The sequence below is a fragment of the Acinetobacter defluvii genome, from assembly GCF_001704615.3.
Taxonomy (GTDB): Bacteria; Pseudomonadota; Gammaproteobacteria; order Pseudomonadales; family Moraxellaceae; genus Acinetobacter; species Acinetobacter defluvii.
Genome location: NZ_CP029397.2, coordinates 912499 through 932893, shown reverse-complemented (window position 1 = coordinate 932893; position 20395 = coordinate 912499). Strand labels below are relative to the sequence as shown.

Sequence of the window (20395 nt, the reverse complement as noted above, 5' to 3'; positions counted from 1 at the left end):
AAGGTTTAATTTATGACTCATCCAGTAATTGAACAATTAATCGACGCGCAACTGGCTTTTTTAGATCAAGAATTTGCTCAGTCTGACACCATTCAAACTGAATTTAAAGAATTTTACCTTTGGTTTAGAAAACAAACTCTGCAAAATATTTGGAGTTTTGAGCAAATTAACCAATTGTTGCAAAAACAAATCTTAGCAACACCTGCAAGTGAGTTTTTAATTGAACAAATCTGGGAGCATATCCGTTTTGCGCTGATTCATCCAAGCAATGACAACACCAGTATCGAAGAGATTATCCCTGTCAAAACCATTGATAAAATCGCACAATACGTTGCAAGTAAGTCTTCACACCGTAAAGCCTTGATTCATAGAGTCGTGAATAATCCAGCATTTTCAGTGATGCTTACGCAATTGATTCATCACTCGATCCAAGACTATATGGATAATTCAGTGATGAATAAAAAAGTGCCAGGCGTTGGCCGCTTTATGAAAATGGGCAAATCTGTTTTAGAAACGGTCATAGATACCAATTTAGATGATACGGTAAAACATTATTTGCAAAAAAATATCATCAAAATCAGTCAACTCAGTGAGCAGGTGATTAACCAACATTTTGATGATGACAAGCTCTATCATTTCCAAGCAAATTTATGGCATAAAATCAAAAAGCAGCCTTTAAACGTTGTGCGTAATTATGTCGAAGTAAATGATTTACCAAATACCGTAGGCATGGGGCATGAAGTTTGGGAACATTTACGTCAAACGAATTATCTTCAACAGCAAGTTCATGATGGTGTATATGCCTGGTATATCCGTAATCAAGAACGCCCTTTTGATTTATTGTTACGTGATTTAAATATTGATGAAGCATTGATTGAACATGAATTGCAAAGCTTACTTAGCCCAATTATTCAACATCTCGTTTCATCAGAACAACTTAGAACACGAGCTCGATGCTATCTAGAGAAGTTTTATTATTCTAAACAGACTTTAAAGATACTCCAAATAGATAAAAATGCGTAGTCTATTTTGAATATTTTAAAACACGTAAGTATCTCAATATTTACGTGTTTTTCTTGGAAAAAACTCACCCTACACAAACTCATCAAGTCTTTGTGTATGCTATTTTTAATCACTCAATTTTAGAAATTATAAGTCAAACCTAAATTATAACGGCGACCATCTAACACATAACTATATGTCGCTGTATCAATTTCCTTATCAAATACGTTATAAATACCTGCAGCGATTTGAATTTGGCTGGTTGGTTTATAGTTGATTCCTACATCAATCATGCCATAGGCAGGTTTACCTTGTGACATGCTGGTACGACCAAGATAGTCTGAGGTTTCACTTCTAAAGTTATAACGCCCCCACATATTGACTTGATCTGTGCTTTGCCAGTCGAGTGTGGTATTAAACATATGTTCAGGCATTTCATTTAAAGGCTTACCTTTAAACTGCCCACTCTTTTGCTCAGTATCTGTAAATGTATAGTTTGCCGTCCAATTCAAATCAGGTGTTACTTTCCAACCCAAGGTTGCTTCAACACCACGCATATTGGCTTTATCTACATTTTCACGCGTACGAATAAAATCGAACTGCTCGCCAAAAAGCACACATTCAGTATTTACTTGAATGTCACAGTTTCCTACTTCAGTGATTTTGTCTTTAAATTCACTATTAAACACCGTCAGAGAAGCATTTAAATTTTTATTATTTGCCCAGTTCAAAGACATTTCATAGTTGACACTTTTTTCAGGTTTTAGGTTTTCATTGCCTATAATTACACCATTACGCAGTCCACCGCCTGTGACCTGCCCCCAACCCGGTACTGTTGCTCTTAAAGCTGGTGTTTTATATCCAGTTGAAATGCCCCCTTTTACAATCCACTCATCATTTAACTCCCACACCCCATAAATCTTTGGACTCCAATGACTGCCAAATTTCTCATCTTCATCCAAACGAATAGATGTGGTTAAGGTAAAAGGTTCAAAAACTCTCCAGTTATCTTCTAAAAATAATGCCCAACTATAACGGTCTAGACTTGTGATTTTTTGACCACTGATTATTAACTGATTTCCTTGATCATCTAATTCTTCTTTTAAATATGAGCCCCCAAAACTCAGATCGTGATCTCCCCAATAAAACTGATTAATTGTATTAAATGTTGTATTTACTGCTTGCATTTCCCGTGTTTTATTGTCAGTTTCTTCCCGTTGAATATAAGATGAAGTACGAACAGTGCCAACCTCGCCTTGATGGCTAAGTGTGTATTCTGTACGATAATAATCATTATAAGCGTTTGTTGCAGGACCATTTTTACTGGCTTTGTCTTCAATGGTTTTTCCTACAGTTCCATCACGATTTTGAATGGAACGTTGATATGTCAAATCTAGTGTATGCAAATCATTTGGTGTAAAGCTTAAAGTAGCACCACCTGCACGCATTCTTTGCTTTTTATAGCCCCCAATAATTTCATCTTCTTCACGATGTGAGAAAGTTCCATTGGCTTTGAATCCTAATAAATTTTCTATTAAAGCGCCAGAAACATAAGCATTTGCTTGATAGAGATTTCCAGAATGGTGATCTTCTTGCAATGTTGAATCTAATTTCACTGTACCTGTCCAGTCTTGTGAGGTTTTTTTAGTAATAATATTAATCACCCCACCCATGGCATCTGAACCATACAAACCTGACATTGGACCACGTACTACTTCAATACGTTCAATTGCACCAATTCCAGGTAACCACCCTTGCTCAATACCTGAATTATCACTATTTGGTCGTACAGCACGTGTATTTACTTTTTTACCGTCGACTAAAATGAGCGTATAAGCGCTTCCCATCCCGCGAATACTAATATCACTCGAACTTCCTCCTCCTGTGACCACTACACCTGGTACATCTTTTAAAGCATCAGTAACATCTCGATAGGCTTTTTTATTAATTTGCGCTTGAGTTAATACAGAAATAGAAGCAGCAGCCTTCTTAGCACTTTGCTCAAAACCTTTTGCTGTCATTACAATCTCATCTAATTGCACAGGTGATTGGGAATTATTAGAATTTTCTTGTGAATCTTCTGCATAAACATGTCCGATCATCAGGGATAGAACAGAAATAGAGAGCATAGATTTGATAATACGGTTTGACATAAAGGCATCCCCGAACGTTTTAAGAAGTTTAAAAAAGGATAGAAAGTGTATTTTTCGTGACTAAGTGTAACAAATAAATCTTGAATTACAATAATAATGATAATAATTATCATTATAATTAAATGTATTTACCGTGTCTTTCAACAAAACTATTTATTTTTAATAATATTTTTTATTATTAAAAAAATAAATTATCTAAAAAAACACTGCGCAAAAAAAAAGCTTCTCAATCTGAGAAGCTTTTTTAACAATTTTGATCAAAAGTTATTTGAAATATGCACCATCTGCTTGGCTATGGTCAGTTTGATCCACCACACGCATTAATTCAGGAATATGTTGTTTTAAAGTGGTTTCAACACCTTGTTTTAAGGTCACATCAATCGCAGAACAACCTTGGCAACCACCACCGAACTTAAGTACAGCAGTTAAGCCATGTTCTTCATCTTCGAGTACTTCAACCAAAGCACAGTTACCACCATGCCCTGCCAAACCTGGATTAATTTCGGCTTGTAGCACATAGGTAATGCGCTCTTCAATCGAAGCATCTGGACCAACACGTGGAACTTTTGAATTCGGTGCACGAAAGGTTAACTGTCCACCAAAACGGTCTTTATTGTAGTCAATCACAGCATCTTTCAAATATGGGATAGATGGCGTATCGATGAATGCTGGAAAGTCTGCGTAATCTTGACGATAATCAGTTGGAATCACTTCTTCAGGTGCGCTATATGCCATACAACATTCAGCACGTGGCGTGCCTGCATTTTCTACAAATACACGAACGCCAATCCCTGGAGTGTTTTGCTTCTCCAACAAGTCTTTTAAATACTCTTGCGCAGTCGGAGTAATCAATAAATTTGGAAGTTCTTCTGCAACTGCAGTGTTGGTGTTCTCAGTCGACATAACTATTTCCTCAAGCTGAAGCTGCCATTTTAACTGAAGATGCGGCTAAAAGATAAAAAATCAACTAAATTTGTCGGAATTGATGTTAAAGCCTATGATTTTCTTGTGTATAACTGCTAAATTGCTGTTAAATTGATCTTCTATCTTTTCCTTATATACACTTATGCTGCATTTACCCTTTAATCATACCATCACGATTATCTTAATTACCGTGATCATCTCTCTAATCGCTTTTTCAAATCGCCAAGTTATGGATCGTCTGATCTTTTGGCCGCCTGCGATTCAGCAAAAAGCGCAATATGATCGCTTTATCTCACATGGTTTTATTCATGCCGATGGTATGCACTTGCTGTTTAATATGTTTACCTTGTTTTTCTTTGGTAGCGTAATTGAAAGTTTTTATCGCCAATACCTATATGACTTAGGCTTTGTGCTGTTTTATATGGGAGCGTTAATTTTTGCGATACTTCCAAGCTATTTAAAACATAAAAATGACAGTCAATGGGCAAGTTTAGGCGCTTCAGGTGCCGTATCCGCAGTACTTTTCGCTTATATCTTATTTCAGCCTTGGAAATTAATTTTCGTATTTTTCATTCCCGTCCCTGCGATTGTTTTTGCAGTTTTATATGTCGCTTATAGTATTTGGTCAGCGAAAAAAGGTAACTCAAGTATTAATCATAGTGCACATTTGTGGGGTGCCGCTTATGGTGTAGTCATGACCATCATCATTGAACCGAGAGTCATTCCACATTTTTTCAATCAGTTAATGCAATTTTCTTTCTAGTTTTTTGGAGGGGGTTCAAACAGTATCTTGAGTATATTTTAACCATTATAGCAGTTTCATAAGATATTGAGTTTTAAGTGAATTTAATTTATATATTTTTGATTTTCTATTGGGAAGTTGACTAGCATACCGTTTGGAACATCACTGAATATTCTATTAAAAAGTGCTCTATTTTGGCAGATATTGCCACCCTACATTTAAACTTGACGTGGATAATGTATACATCTGTATATTAATGACGAAAAAATAGAGATTTTTTGCATGTCTACTTCATTTGACGGTTTACAATTCCCCGTTCAGCCTGAAACCCAAAAAGTAAGCTCTTCAAGCACAGGCAAAGAAATTGTTGCAGCAGCACTTTCTTTGGTGGATGAGCTTAGCTCACAAAATGCTTTAAATGAAAAAAACTGGCGTAAAAATTATCCTCGACATTTTAAAGCCTTAGTTGCACATGGCATCCGTTCAGTGAATGCACCCATTACCATCGCAAAACAAGGTTTAGCCCAAGCACACCATAGTTTTGAGTTTTATCGAGATGGAAAATGTTATCGCTTAAAAGATGTCATGACTGTGCCTAATATTCAAACATTACATACATTTAAGTATCAAGGACAAAGTACAGCTGAACCTGAATGGTATGTACCTTATCATGGTCAAAAATTACAAGGACAAGCCTTACTTGAGCAAATCCAAACTTGGGAAAAGTGTGGCATTGTTGAAACTAGCCATGCCGATGCCTTACGTCAGGTGATAGCCCATCCTGAATGGTTTGATTTGTCTGATCGTACCATGGTGTTATTTGGCGCGGCATCCGAAGCAGGTCCACTCACTTGGCTAGCCAAATGGAAAGCCAACCTCATTGCTGTTGATTTACCTAATGCCAAAGTTTGGGAAAAAATTCTAAACACAGTACAACACGGCAACGCGACTCTATATGCACCAAGCACTGAACCATTGACTGAAAATTTTGAAATACATGAATTAAAAAATAAACTGGGCACCAACCTACTCACCCAAACACCCGAAATCGCCCACTGGTTAGCGCAAAACCCAAATAGCTTAGATTTAGCTGCAATTGCCTATTTAGATGGTGAGAAACACGTGCGAGTGTCGATGGCAATGGACAGCATCATGAGTTATGTCAGCGCACAAAAACCAGATACATCATTGATGTATATGTGTACGCCTACCGATGTCTATGCTGTACCCAAAGACGTCATTCAAGCGTCTACACAAAAATACCAACAACGTTCAAAAATTGAAAAATGGTTAAGTAAAAGCGTTGCAACCGCATCTATGAAACATTTCTTTAAACATAACAGTCAGCAATTAATCAACTCTGATAATGGAAAAAGTTATGGTATTGCCGATTGTTTAGTAGTTGAACAAGGACCAAACTATGCCTTAGCCAAACGTATCCAACAGTGGAGAGCAACTTTGGCACGTCATCAGGGACAAAAAGTCAGTATTAATATCGCTCCTTCGACCACAACCATGTCTGTGACTAAAAACCCATTACTCAAAGCTGCATTTAATGGTGCAAGTTTATTTGATGTGGAAGCTTTTGCACCTGAGACGACCAACGCCTTGATGGCAGCACTATGGGTGCATGATTTAAAAAACCAAACCTCAGTAGCAAATCCTGAAACACAGATTGAACATCCTTTGGAGCTGATCATGGAGGGTGCAAACCATGGTGGCTTATGGCGTGTCGCATATTTGGCTCGTACTGCCCTGCCTTTTGCAGCAATTTATGGCTTTGCTAATGATAAATTGCCGATCCAACAATTACTTGGAAAATTTAAAAAATAATCCTAATAAAAAAACGCTGCGATTGCAGCGTTTTTTTATTGAGCTTCAAATATTCATCTAAGGATTAAAATACTTTTAATAACAACCAATACAAAGCACCTGATAAACAGATCGTTGCCGGTAATGTGAAAATCCAAGCGGAAAGAATGGTTTTAACAGTATTAAAATTTAGACCTGATTTATTTGCGACCATCGTACCAGCTACAGCAGAGTTTAAAACATGCGTCGTGGATACAGGCATTCCTAAACCATCGGCTGCTGCAATTGTCGACATCGCCACAAGTTCAGCAGACATTCCTTGACCATAAGTCATGTGGTGCTTACCAATACGTTCACCTACGGTAACTACAATACGTTTCCAACCCACCATTGTGCCTAGACCAAGCGCAAGTGCAACAGCAACTTTCACCCATGTTGGAATATACTGAAGGAACGAATCTAAGTTACTACGATATTCTTTCACTGTTTTTGCTTGCGCTTCATCCATTTTTGGCAATTGCTCAGCTTTATCTAAACGTTTAAAAGCCGTTGTACTTAAGTACATATCATTACGTAATGATGAAACTTCAGACTCAGGAATATCTTTTAAATCCCCAAATTTACCGACACGCTCACCTAAATGATCAGTCAAACTTGCCAAAGCAGGCACAACTTCAGGTGTAATTTCTTTGGTTTGAATATATTTGGTAATGGTATTACGTGCTTGCTCATCTGGAATATCTGCATGCTGTGCATAGATTGCAGATGCTGTCTGTTCAGACAGTTGAGAGAAAGATTGTAAATGTTGCTGATCTAAGTTCTTATTCAAAGAATATGCCAATGGTACTAACCCGATCAAAATCAACATGATCAAGCCCATGCCTTTTTGTCCATCGTTTGAACCATGTGCAAAACTTACCCCTGTACATGTGAAAATCAAAATCGCACGAATCAAAGGTGGGGGTGGTTTATTGCCTTCTGGCGGTTGGAACAACTCCAGCTGTTTCTTGAAAATCTTTTTCACAATCAAGAATACAACAGCAGCAAAAGCAAAACCAATCAATGGGGAAAATAATAAAGCTTTACCCACTTTCATGACTTGATCCATGTCTACACCACTTGCACCACTTGCTGAGTGCAAAATGTAGTTCATGATCCCTACACCTAAAATCGAACCAATTAACGTATGTGAGCTTGAAGCAGGAATGCCTAAGAACCAAGTTCCTAAATTCCATAAAATGGCTGCAATCAGCATGGCAAAGACCATGGCAAAACCAGCACCACTCCCCACATTCATAATCAGTTCGACAGGGAGTAATGCAATGATACCGTAAGCTACCGCACCACTTGCCACCATCACCCCAAGAAAGTTACAAAAACCCGCCCACATTACTGCAACTGGTGCAGGCAGTGCATTGGTATAAATTACCGTTGCGACAGCATTGGCTGTGTCATGAAAACCATTTACAAACTCAAAACCCAACGCAATAAATAAAGCCGTCGCCAGCAACACAACCGAATATAAGCTCAAAGGTGGCACATGCGCCAAATCAGCAGAAAGCTGAACACCGATATAAATCAGTGTAGAAATAATAATCGTGAGAAACACTGGCATAAAAAACTTTGGTGTCGGAACATGAACATTCGTCGACTTGTGTGGAGTCGATGAGTGTGATGAATCTGAAACGGGAGGTAAATTAGAATTCATGCAGACGGTTTAAGCGGATAATAAAATGCGCTTATTGTTCAATTAAATTGTGACAATTATATGACAAATAGCTGTCATATAAAGCAACATTTTTACTAAATGAAATAGATAAAATTTAAAAAACAACTATATATTTTTTATTTTAATATTTAAAATTCAGACACTTACAATTACTAAAAGTCATATTTATGCACATTTTCTATCATTTTTAACCTTTGAAATATTTGTAATATTTGCAATAAAAATTTTCATATTATTTTTTTTGGCGAATTAATTTATACTTTAAGCATGACATTTACATGAATATTCAAGAAAAAATACATTCATTTTTCTCAAAAACTGCTGATAAAAGCAGCAGAAAATAATTTGAGTCCCTCTAAATCATGAATAACAATAAAACTGATGTGAATTCTGCTAACATATATGCCGATTTTATATTCCATCGGATTGGGTTATTTATGTCCACGCTTACCACCCTAAAAGAGCTATTGGCTCAACGGATTCTGATTATTGATGGTGCAATGGGTACCATGATTCAGCGTCACAAACTTGAAGAAGCCGACTATCGTGGTGAGCGTTTTGCCGACTGGGCTTCGGACTTAAAAGGCAACAATGACCTTTTGGTATTGACTCAACCCCAAATCATTCAGGGCATTCATGAAGCGTATTTAGATGCAGGCGCAGATATCATTGAAACTAACTCATTCAATGGTACACGTGTGTCTATGTCTGACTATCATATGGAAGACCTCGTTCCTGAGATCAACCGTGAAGCCGCACGTATTGCCAAAGCAGCGTGTGAAAAATACTCGACACCTGACAAACCACGCTTTGTTGCAGGTGTGCTAGGTCCTACATCACGTACCTGTTCAATTTCTCCGAATGTGAATGACCCTGCTTTTCGTAACATTACCTTTGATGAGCTGAAAGAAAACTATATCGAAGCTGCTCATGCCCTGATCGAAGGGGGTGCAGACATTCTTCTGATCGAAACCGTATTCGATACGCTGAACTGTAAAGCTGCAATTTTTGCAGTCAAAGAAGTATTCAATCAAATTGGCTATGAATTGCCACTCATGATTTCAGGCACGATTACCGATGCTTCAGGTCGTACCCTCACAGGGCAAACCGCAGAAGCGTTCTGGAACTCGGTGCGTCACGGCGATTTATTATCCATTGGTTTTAACTGTGCGCTCGGTGCAGATGCCATGCGTCCGCATGTCAAAACCATTTCCGATGTTGCTGATACTTTTGTTTCAGCGCATCCAAATGCAGGCTTACCCAATGCTTTCGGGGGTTATGACGAAAGCCCAGAAGAAACAGCAGCATTCTTAAAAGAATTTGCGGAAAGCGGTTTGATCAATATTACAGGCGGTTGTTGTGGTACCACGCCTGATCATATCCGTGCCATTTACAATGCAGTGAAAGACATCAAGCCTCGTCAAGTTCCTGAAACCAAGCCTGCATGTCGTTTAAGTGGTTTAGAACCGTTTAACATCTATGATGATTCTTTGTTTGTGAATGTCGGTGAACGTACCAACGTTACAGGTTCAAAGAAGTTTTTACGTTTAATCCGTGAAGAAAACTTTGCCGAAGCTTTAGATGTGGCGTTGCAACAAGTGGTTGCAGGCGCACAGGTGATCGACATTAACATGGATGAAGGGATGCTCGATTCGCAAGGTGCGATGGTGCATTTCCTTAATCTTGTTGCGTCTGAACCTGAAATTTCTAAAGTGCCAATCATGATTGACTCATCAAAATGGGAAATTATTGAAGCAGGCTTGAAATGCGTTCAGGGTAAACCTGTAGTGAACTCAATTTCCTTGAAAGAAGGTTATGACGAGTTTGTACATAAAGCTCGTTTATGTCGTCAGTACGGTGCAGCAATCATCGTCATGGCATTTGATGAAACAGGTCAGGCAGACACCGCAGCACGTAAGCGTGAAATCTGTAAGCGTTCTTATGATGTACTGGTCAATGACGTTGGCTTCCCTGCTGAAGATATTATTTTCGATCCAAACGTGTTTGCAGTCGCAACAGGGATTGAAGAACATAATAACTATGCAGTTGATTTCATTGAAGCAACAGGTTGGATTAAACAAAATCTGCCACATGCGATGATTTCAGGTGGTGTATCTAACGTATCCTTCTCGTTCCGTGGCAATGAGCCTGTACGTGAAGCGATTCACTCTGTGTTCCTTTACCATGCCATCAAACAAGGCATGACCATGGGGATTGTAAATGCCGGTCAAATGGCAATTTACGATGATATTGACCCTGAGTTAAAAGCTGCGGTTGAAGATGTGATTCTGAATCAGAATCAAGGTGAAAGCCATCAAGAAGCGACTGAAAAACTGCTTGAAGTCGCTGAAAAATACCGTGGTCAGGGTGCAGCACAAAAACAGGTTGAGAACCTCGAATGGCGTAATGAGAGCGTAGAAAAACGTCTAGAATATGCTTTAGTCAAAGGTATCACGACTTTTATTGATGAAGATACTGAAGAAGCTCGTTTAAAATCAGCTCGTCCTCTCGATGTGATCGAAGGTCCATTGATGGACGGTATGAATGTGGTCGGTGACCTGTTCGGTTCAGGTAAAATGTTCCTCCCACAAGTGGTCAAATCTGCCCGTGTCATGAAACAAGCGGTGGCTTGGCTCAACCCATTCATTGAAGCTGAAAAATCAGGCGGTCAATCCAAAGGTAAAGTCCTGATGGCGACTGTAAAAGGCGATGTACATGATATTGGTAAAAATATTGTGGGTGTGGTGTTAGGCTGTAATGGTTATGACATCGTTGACCTTGGTGTGATGGTACCTGCTGAGAAAATTTTACAGACTGCGATTGATGAAAATGTCGATATTATCGGCTTGTCAGGTTTGATTACGCCATCTTTGGATGAAATGGTCTTTGTTGCCAAAGAAATGCAACGTAAAGGTTTCCATGTACCACTACTGATTGGTGGCGCAACCACCTCTAAAGCGCATACCGCTGTAAAAATTGATCCGCAATATTCAAATGATGCGGTGATTTATGTTGCCGATGCATCACGGGCAGTGGGTGTGGCAACGACTTTACTTTCTAAAGAAATGAAGCCAAAGTTTGTTGAGGAAACCCGTGCGGAATATGAAAAAGTCCGTGAACGTATTGCCAACAAACAACCGAAAGCCGCAAAACTGTCTTATGCAGAATCGATTGAAAATGGTTTAAAAATTGACTTTGCAGCGAATAAGCCTGCGAAGCCAAACTTCATTGGTACGCAAACCATTACTAATTATCCACTTGAAACTTTAGTGGAATATTTTGACTGGACACCGTTCTTCATTTCGTGGAGTCTGGCAGGTAAATTCCCGAAAATTCTGACGGATGACGTGGTGGGTGAAGCTGCAACTGATTTGTACAATCAAGCGCAGGAAATGTTGAAAGACATTATTGAAAATAAACGCTTTGATGCGCGTGCAGTATTTGGCATCTACCCTGCCAACCGTTCTGCGGCTGATTCTGTTGAAGTTTATAGCGAAGATGGACAAGCTGTGACGCATACTTTCCATCACTTGCGTCAACAATCAGATAAAGTCACAGGCAAGCCAAACTTATCATTGGCTGACTTCGTGGCAAGCAAAGATCAAGCGGAAGATTGGTTAGGTGGCTTCACCGTGTCAATCTTTGGTGCGGAAGAAATGGCGCATGAATACAAAGCGAAAGGTGATGACTATTCTGCGATTCTTGCACAATCTTTAGGTGACCGTTTTGCTGAAGCGTTTGCAGAGCATTTGCATGAGCGTATCCGTAAAGAGTTCTGGGGCAACCAAGCATCTGAAAGTTTAAGTAATGAAGAATTGATCAAAGAGAAGTATGTCGGGATTCGTCCTGCACCAGGCTACCCTGCATGTCCTGAGCATTCTGAAAAAGCATCTTTGTTTGATTGGTTAGGTTCTACCGATAAGATTGGTACGCAGCTCACTACAAGTTTTGCGATGTGGCCACCTTCATCTGTCAGTGGTTTCTATTATGCAAATCCTGAAAGTCAATACTTTAACGTGGGTAAAATTGCTCAGGATCAGCTTGAGGATTATGCAAAGCGTAAGGGTTGGACAATGGATGAGGCGAAGCGTTGGTTAGCACCGAATTTGGATGATTCGGTGAGTTAATTCTTTTTTTCTAAATTAATCCCCCTAAATCCCTCTTTTTCAAAGGGGGATTTTCGCGTATTCAATGAAGTACGTGATAGATCCTCCCTGAACAGAATTTAAAGTACTACTTTAAATGAAGTGTAAGAAAGAGAGGTTGAGTGGGATTAAATAGATATAAAAATACACCTTGAATTTTATATTAAAACAACAATATAAAAATCAATCATACTATTGAATTTTTTTAACTTATGCTTGTATATAAATATCTCGGTGGAGCTTATTGAAAGAGATTTAAAATCTTTAAAAATGATCTATTTTGGGCATCAAACACAAGTCAACTCAACGATCCTTGCGAAGGACTGCTTTCAATTGATGATGATCAACAACAAATAGAAAATTTAAAAAAGATTTTTTATCAACATTCAAATAGCTTAGCCTTAATTGAACAATTTTTTCAAAATATCATTAATATGAAAGATACCAAACTCGGTATTTTCTCTTTAAGCACACCTACGGAAGTTGTCAGAAGATAACCAAACTGTAATGAAGTTCTCGACCTTTATTTAAGCCCGTCAAAAAGTACTCCACATAATCCTATTTTCTATGTTCAATACATTAATAATGATACAGGTATATATCAAACAGATTTCTATAGTCTAAAAGAAGTTGAAGAAAAATTTTCATTAATAGATGATTTATAGCAGATTCTTCAAAAATCATGCTGACTATGTTTGACCCACCACCTAAACGTTATCAGATTTTGAAAATATAGTGCATTTAATTTATATATTTTCAGTTTTTCTATCGATAGATTTGACTGACATACAATTTAGAACACTACTTTAAAATTTAGTAATGATTAGACGTGTAATTGCTGTTGTTTTTTAACCAAGTAAATCGCTACACCACCAGCTAAAGTAAAACCAAGCATTAAGATTCCCATATTTAAGACATGATTAAATACTAAGAAATTAAGTAGTATGCCCCCGATTAAACCACATGCAAATTGTGTACTTCCCATAATTGCACTTGCAGTTCCTGCACGCTCCCCTTGCTTTGCCATTGCTAAAGCCATCGCATTTGGACCAGTAAAACCGATGCCTGAAACAGTTAAAAACATCCCGATCATAATCACCCAGAGCGGCGCATTGAGCACTAATCCAGCCATCACAATTATGATTGATCCTAAAATTTGATTAACTCCACCCAGTTGCAAACGCTGCACTATAGATAACTTATTTGCCAATTTTTTATTCAAAAATGACATAAAGATTATACCTAAGGCATTCAAACCAAATGCATAAGCAAACTGCTGCTCATTTAAGTGATATTGATCCATCAACACGGCAGCAGCTGAGCCAATATAAGCAAATAATGCGGCACCTGTTAAACAGCCAGCCAACATCGGCAAATAAAAACTGCGGTCTTTAAAAATGACAACATATAGTTGAAGTACTTGTGTGACATTTAAATTTAAACGACGTTCTTCTGCCAATGTTTCTTCAAAGAAAAAATGTACACAGATCAGACAAAATAAACCGATTAACATCAGCACAATAAAAACATAGTGCCATTCAAAAAAATACAAAATCCATGCGCCAAATGTAGGCGCAAGTACAGGTGCAATTCCCATAACAATCATCATGCTTGCAAAAGCTTGGGCAGAACCTTGTACATCGAGTTTGTCACGAATCGCAGCACGTGCCATCACCACACCGACACAGCCCCCCAAAGCTTGCAAAACGCGTGCGGCAATCAATGACCAATGACCATCCGCCAAAACACAAAGCAAGCTGGCACCAACAAACAAAGTCATCCCAAAGTACAGGGGTTTTTTACGCCCAATCCGATCGCTAATCGGACCATAAATCAATTGTCCTATAGCCAAACCAAAGAAATAGGCAGGCAAAGAGTTTGCAACTTGCTGAGTTGAAACATTAAAGTCTTGTGCCATTTGTGGTAAAGCAGGTAAATACATGTCGATCGATAAGGGTCCAAGCGATGTAAAGAGCGCTAGGAGTAAAATCCAGCCCGTCGAATATTGCGGTTTGACCTGTTGTTGAGACATAGAAAGTATGAATTTAATGAGAGGAAATGCAGACAAGTGTAACCCTTGCATTGTATTATTTCTATTGCTGATTAATTGAAATTTCACACGATAGAGTTTTCATTTTTTAGGCATAACAAACAATGTTTTTCAAGGGAATTGGTTTGAATACTTGGCTGAATCGGCTTAAAAAAGCAACTTACAATACCAGTATCATGTATAACTTACGCATGATCATTGCTTTTGCAGGCACGGCTTTTCTACCTTATTTTTTAGATCAACAGCTCATGACGATTCCGCTAACTTTGGGAGTCGTTGCAGCAGGTCTCAGTGACATTGATGATCGCTTTTCTGTGCGAATCATGAACTTGCTGTATACCTATATTGGATTTTTTGTGACAGCAGCGTCAGTCACATTGCTATTTCCTTATCCAGTTTTCTTTGCACTCGGTCTTATTATTTCTTGTATTGGTTGGATTTTATTAGGTTCCCTCGGTCGGCGTTATGCCACCATTTCCTATGGTTGCTTGGTCATTTCCGTTTACTCGATGCTTGGGGTAGGTTTATTTGAACCGTGGTATATGCAACCGAGTTTATTGGTCATTGGGGCAGCGTGGTATGGTCTCATTTCAACCATTAGCTTTTTACTGTTTCCTGTACGTCAAGTACAAGACAAACTTTCACAATGTTATGCGTCTTTAGGCGATTTTCTATTTTCCAAATCCAATTTATTTGATGTCGATATGACTTCCGAGAGTTATCAACAAAGTATGATTGGCTTGTCTATGGAAAATGGTAAGTTGATCGGTATTTTTAACGATATGCGAACTGCCTTGCTCACTCGATTAAAAGGCGATCGAGGTCAACGAGATACACGGCGTAGTTTACAATACTATTTTGTCGCACAAGATATTCATGAACGTGCTGATTCTGCTCATATTGATTATCAAAAATTAGCGAAAATGTTCGAACATAGCGACATTCTGTTTCGCTTTCAACGGATTTTATCTTTACAAGGAAAAGCGTGTAAGGACTTGAGTGATAGCATTTTAAATCGCAATACCTATCAACATAACGCTCGTTTTAAACATGCATTTAAAAACCTAAGACATTCTTTAGATCGACTGCGACAATCGCAAAATTATGACCAAGTTTGGGTCAATGCCTTATTTTCTTTATATCAAAATTTAAAATCCATTGATGCTCAACTACAAAATGTCGAAACTGAACGTCATATCAAGTACGATCAAAGCAAACAGTTTGAAAACCAACTCAAAGACGATGACTTAAAAGGTTGGGAGGATATTAAGAGCCGTATCACACAACACTTAACGCCTGAATCAGTACTTTTCCGCCATGCGATTCGTGTCTCTGTGGTGTTATTTATTGGCTATGTTTTTGTACAAATTACCCAGATTGAATACGGCTATTGGGTTTTATTGACTGCCCTCTTTGTCAGTCAACCCAACTTTAATGCGACCAAGCGCCGTTTGCGTTTACGCATTATTGGTACTTTAGCAGGCATCATCGTTGGTTATGCGATTTTGTATTTTGTACCGACAGTCGAAGGTCAATTACTGTTATTGATTCTTAGTGGCGTTTTATTCTTTGATTTACGCAGTAAACAATATGCTCAAGCGACTGCTTTTATTACCATTTTAGCATTAATTAATTTTAATCTAGATGGTTTAGGTTTTGAAGCTGCATTGCCTCGTTTAATCGATACCGTGATCGGATGTGCTTTTGCATGGTTTGGTGTGAGCTTTATTTTTCCAGACTGGAAATTCCGTCGTTTACCACGCACCATCAATCGCTCTTTAGAAGCACAATGTCAATATTTGGCTGAAGTCGTGGATCAATATCATCATGGTCGCAACAATGCTTTGAATTATAGAATTGTAAGACGTGCAGCACACAATACTGATGCTGAAGTTGCATCTTTAATTTCTACGCTAGCCACTGAACCTGATTTTGATCCGACTCAAAAAAGTCTTGCTTTTGAATTTTTATGTTTAAATCATACCTTTATTAGCTATATCGCAGCACTCGGTGCGCATCGTGAAAAAGTCCATGACCCAGAGATTTTAGGTTTGTTGGATCAAGCCTTAGATGATATTAAAGGTGCTTTGCTTAGAGATGAAATGCCTGATTTAACTGCACATAATATGCTGCAAACCATTCGTTTACGTTTAAATCAGTCTGATGAAGAGTCAGCAAAGGCTTTGATTATTTTACAGCAATTATCTTTGATGTTTAGCATCTTAAAACAGTTCAGTACCTTAAAACAAAGTTTAAGCCACGAACGTGATGATCAATCAACTGAACTTGCTTCTTTATAGGCTTGCAGTGAATTTGCGGGTATTTTGGTAGAATATACTGACGATTTGATTTGAAATGATGCTAAACTCTGCATAGCTCTATATATTTTTTTAATACTGACATTATGACTGCCAAAAATCTTTACGCTTATACCCTACAACCTGTGCCGTATGAAGTTACTGAGGCGGAACAACGCAATGCGCAACTCGCAATTTGGCGCAGTACCAATAAAATTGGAACAAAAGCTTGGGCAATCATGGGCGTGATTGTTGCACTCTCTTTGCTAGGTCTAATTTTTATTAAAAACTATTCAACTGTGATTTTTTGGGTATTGCTTGCCTGTGTGGTCATTTATCTACTTGTGCGAAAATTTGGTTTGGAATGGTACGTTAAACGTAAAATGAATGAATTTCCAGTACAAGAAATTAAAGGCATTAAACTGGGTGTGCAACCTCATGGTATTGTAATGCGTCAACAAATGGGCTTACAAGAAGGTGTTGGTACGATTGGTTGGAAAGACATTTACGAATGGTATAACACCCCCGAGTTTTTATTGGTGAACTTTAAGGTGAAAGGTCAACAAGGTGCTTATATTCTGCCTAGCCGTATGAACAGTAAAAACTTTTCCTTTGAAACTGTGCGTAAACATTTAAAAGAAACTGTCGGTGAGCCAAAAACCCTTTAATTTCAATTAAATATTAAGCCTCCTGTATTAGGAGGCTTTTTTACACCTTAAACCTTAATGATAATGAGAATAAATATTATCTTCAAATCTATTTTCTTTACAATTTATTTAGTTATAATTGCGCTATTCAAATACTACCTTCAACCTAAACACACATGTTTAAAAAGATACTTTTTCAACTTCATTGGTTTTTTGGGATCACTGCTGGTCTGATTCTTTCTATTATGGGAGTCACTGGGGCGATTTATTCTTATGAGCAACCGATTCAAAAATGGCTAAATCCAGACAGTTATACTGTTCAAGTTGAAAATCGTGCCAAATTAACTCCCGCAGAAATTTACCAACATTTTCAGATTACACAACCTAAAATTAAAATTAATAGTATCACCATTCATCAAGCCCCTGATGCCAGTTCTAGTATCAATATTGAGAAAGAAGGCGCCCGTAAAGGCTTCAATGTCATGATCAACCCTTATAGTGCTGAAATTCTGCCAGAGGTGAAAGGGCGTGAGTTCTTCCAGTTTATCCAACAACTCCACCGTAATTTAACTGTTGGACCTGTTGGTAAACAAATCACAGCTGCATGTACTCTAATTTTGATTTATTTCATTTTAAGTGGTTTGTACTTACGTTGGCCGAAAAAGCATTCATTTAAGCAATGGTTCAGCATTAAACCAAAACTCAAAGGTCGTAATTTCCTTTGGGATTTACATGCTGTTGTTGGAACATGGGTAGTTATTTTCTATTTACTTTTAGCAGTTACAGGTTTGTACTGGTCATATGACTGGTGGCGTAACGGTATGTTCAAAGTTTTAGGTGTGGATCGCCCTCAACCTGAAATGCAAGCAAATGCAGGTAAAGCAAAACAAACTGAACAGATGCGTGGTGCTGGTACATCAGCAGAACAAGTAAGAGGTGAAAAAACTACTTCAGCAAATGCTGAAGGTCACGGCAAAGGGCGAGAGCAATCTAAGCTTGACTCAAAGCAAATTGCCCTTGCCTATACGCAAACATGGACGGGCTTTCATGCACAACTCAAGCAAGATTACTCTTCTATTACCCTCTCTACACCCAAAAAAGCAGATGGTACTATGGACGTTTCTTTTGTGGATGCGATTCCACAACATGAGCGTGCAAGAAATAAGGCAATCTATAATTATCAAAATAATCAAATCGAGAAAATTGAGCTTTATGCAGATAAAAAACTCAATGAAAAAATCATGAGTAGCATGCTCCCTGTTCATCGTGGTAGTTTCTTTGGTCCTGTTTATCAGTTTTTAGTGATGTTGGCTGCATTATCTATGCCTCTGTTCTTTGTAACGGGATGGATGCTGTATCTCAAACGTCGTAAACAAAAGCAACTGACTTTGGCTGCACGTCACCACACTGCGATTATTGATGTTGACCCACATGCAACGCCTTGGCTGATCAGTTATGCTTCTCAAACAGGTGTTTCTGAACAACTGACTTGGCGTACGGCAACCAATTTACAAGCAGCTCGCCAACCTGTCACAGTGAAAGCCTTACAACATTTAACCATAGAAGATTTACAAAACTGTCCTCAGATTTTATTTATCGTCAGCACCTATGGCACAGGTGAGGCACCTGATTTAGCAATCACATTTGTTAAAAAAATCATGCCACATTCTTTCGATCTAAAGCATTTAAAATATGCGGTTTTAGCCTTGGGCTCAAAAGAATATCCAGAAACGTATTGCAGTTTTGGTCATTGGCTCGATACATGGTTACAGCAAAATCAAGCACAAGCGATGTTTAACACCATTGAAGTAGACAATGCCAATGCGGCTGATATTGAAAAATGGACCACTGCATTGGCAAAAATCAGTAAACTTGAACTTAGTCATATGCATATTGAAAAAGTTTTTGATGAATGGACATTCAAAAAACGTGAATTGCTCAATCCAAATAGTTTAGGCGGACCTGTATTTAATCTTGAATTCCATACAGTACACGAAGTTGTTTGGCAAGCTGGCGATATAGCTGAGATCCAACCAGGCAATAGCCTTGAGCGCATCCTAGCATTTTTGGATAAGTATCACATTGCTAGCAACACACCTGTAAATGAATTAAATCTCACAATTCAACAGGCACTTTGGAACCGCAACCTTACTGTTGAAGTTGAACCTTTTGCCAACATGCAACACTTACTTGAACAATTACCGATATTACCTACCCGTGAATACTCTATTGCCAGTATTCCAGAACAACAAGTTTTACGTCTGGTGGTACGCCAACAAAGTGATACAGATGGAAATTTAGGCTTAGGTTCAGGTTGGCTCACACAGCATACTCAAGTAAGTGAGCAGATCGCGATGCGTATCCGTACCAATCCATCTTTCCATTTGATTAATGACAATCGTCCAATCATTTGTATCGGGAATGGTACAGGCATTGCTGGGTTAATGAGCCTAATTCATGCGCGTGTTCGTTTGAATTATACTGAAAATTGGCTGATCTTTGGTGAGCGTCAACAAGCACATGACTTCTTCTTCAAAGAAACTTTAGAAGCTTGGCAAACCACAGGTATGCTAAAACGTTTAGACCTTGCTTTTTCACGTGATCAAGCAGAAAAAAATTATGTGCATCACAAACTACATGAACAGCAAGACTTACTGAAAACATGGATTACACAAGGTGCAGTCATCTATGTTTGTGGAAGTATTCAAGGTATGGCAAGTGATGTAGATCACGCACTTGTAGAGATTTTAGGAGAAACACAACTGAATCAACTACGTGAAAATGGTCGTTATAAACGTGATGTCTATTAAGTTAAGTCATTTTAAAACTATCATTTAATACAATATTTAAAAACCGAGCCAGATGCCTCGGTTTTTATTTTGCTAAAATTTAAG

General features: G+C 38.3%; 11 protein-coding genes. 7 read left to right on the top strand and 4 right to left on the bottom strand.

From position 1 onward, the window contains the following. The first annotated feature begins 12 nt into the window (after window positions 1-12). Window positions 13-1023, top strand: coding sequence for a hypothetical protein (locus tag DJ533_RS06795; RefSeq protein ID WP_065993608.1), 1011 nt, complete (start codon window positions 13-15; stop codon window positions 1021-1023). A gap of 119 nt (window positions 1024-1142) precedes the next feature. Here the strand turns inward: DJ533_RS06795 and DJ533_RS06790 are convergent, their stop codons facing one another. Further along, window positions 1143-3155 carry a ligand-gated channel protein gene (locus DJ533_RS06790; RefSeq protein ID WP_065993609.1) on the bottom strand — a complete coding sequence of 671 codons (2013 nt, stop codon included), beginning with the start codon at window positions 3153-3155 and terminating at the stop codon, window positions 1143-1145. Between the two features lie 264 nt (window positions 3156-3419). Continuing rightward, the gene (gene nfuA, locus DJ533_RS06785; RefSeq protein ID WP_065993610.1) at window positions 3420-4058 is read right to left on the bottom strand and encodes a Fe-S biogenesis protein NfuA; all 639 of its coding nucleotides are present in this window, start codon (window positions 4056-4058) and stop codon (window positions 3420-3422) included. A gap of 163 nt (window positions 4059-4221) precedes the next feature. Here nfuA and DJ533_RS06780 point away from each other — a divergent pair, with 163 nt between their 5' ends. Together DJ533_RS06780 and DJ533_RS06775 are read left to right on the top strand one after the other, a co-directional pair. Beyond that, window positions 4222-4842 (top strand): rhomboid family intramembrane serine protease, encoded by a 621-nt coding sequence (locus tag DJ533_RS06780; RefSeq protein ID WP_065993611.1) that lies wholly within the window; start codon window positions 4222-4224, stop codon window positions 4840-4842. A gap of 261 nt (window positions 4843-5103) precedes the next feature. Further along, window positions 5104-6654, top strand: coding sequence for a hypothetical protein (locus DJ533_RS06775; protein ID WP_065993612.1), 1551 nt, complete (start codon window positions 5104-5106; stop codon window positions 6652-6654). 64 nt (window positions 6655-6718) lie between these two features. Here the strand turns inward: DJ533_RS06775 and DJ533_RS06770 are convergent, their stop codons facing one another. Further along, complete coding sequence (locus DJ533_RS06770; RefSeq protein WP_065993613.1) at window positions 6719-8341, bottom strand: inorganic phosphate transporter; 1623 nt, start codon at window positions 8339-8341, stop codon at window positions 6719-6721. A 458-nt stretch (window positions 8342-8799) separates the two neighbouring features. Here DJ533_RS06770 and metH point away from each other — a divergent pair, with 458 nt between their 5' ends. Next, window positions 8800-12489 carry a methionine synthase gene (metH, locus tag DJ533_RS06765; RefSeq protein ID WP_065993614.1) on the top strand — a complete coding sequence of 1230 codons (3690 nt, stop codon included), beginning with the start codon at window positions 8800-8802 and terminating at the stop codon, window positions 12487-12489. Between the two features lie 841 nt (window positions 12490-13330). On the opposite strand, the gene DJ533_RS06755 is transcribed toward metH, so the two are convergent. Next, window positions 13331-14539, bottom strand: a complete 1209-nt coding sequence (locus tag DJ533_RS06755) for a multidrug effflux MFS transporter (RefSeq protein WP_065993712.1) — start codon at window positions 14537-14539, stop codon at window positions 13331-13333. 143 nt (window positions 14540-14682) lie between these two features. Between DJ533_RS06755 and yccS the strand changes: the two genes are divergently transcribed. The 3 genes from yccS to DJ533_RS06740 all read left to right on the top strand — a co-directional run bounded on the left by yccS (window position 14683) and on the right by DJ533_RS06740 (window position 20311). Continuing rightward, the gene (gene yccS / locus DJ533_RS06750) at window positions 14683-16857 is read left to right on the top strand and encodes a YccS family putative transporter (protein WP_089024782.1); all 2175 of its coding nucleotides are present in this window, start codon (window positions 14683-14685) and stop codon (window positions 16855-16857) included. A 104-nt stretch (window positions 16858-16961) separates the two neighbouring features. Then, entirely contained in the window at window positions 16962-17522 is a 561-nt protein-coding gene (locus DJ533_RS06745; RefSeq protein WP_065993615.1) for an SdpI family protein, read from the top strand. 155 nt (window positions 17523-17677) lie between these two features. Further along, on the top strand, window positions 17678-20311 hold the full coding sequence (locus DJ533_RS06740; protein ID WP_065993616.1) for a PepSY domain-containing protein: 2634 nt from the start codon (window positions 17678-17680) through the stop codon (window positions 20309-20311). Window positions 20312-20395: the final 84 nt, after the last annotated feature.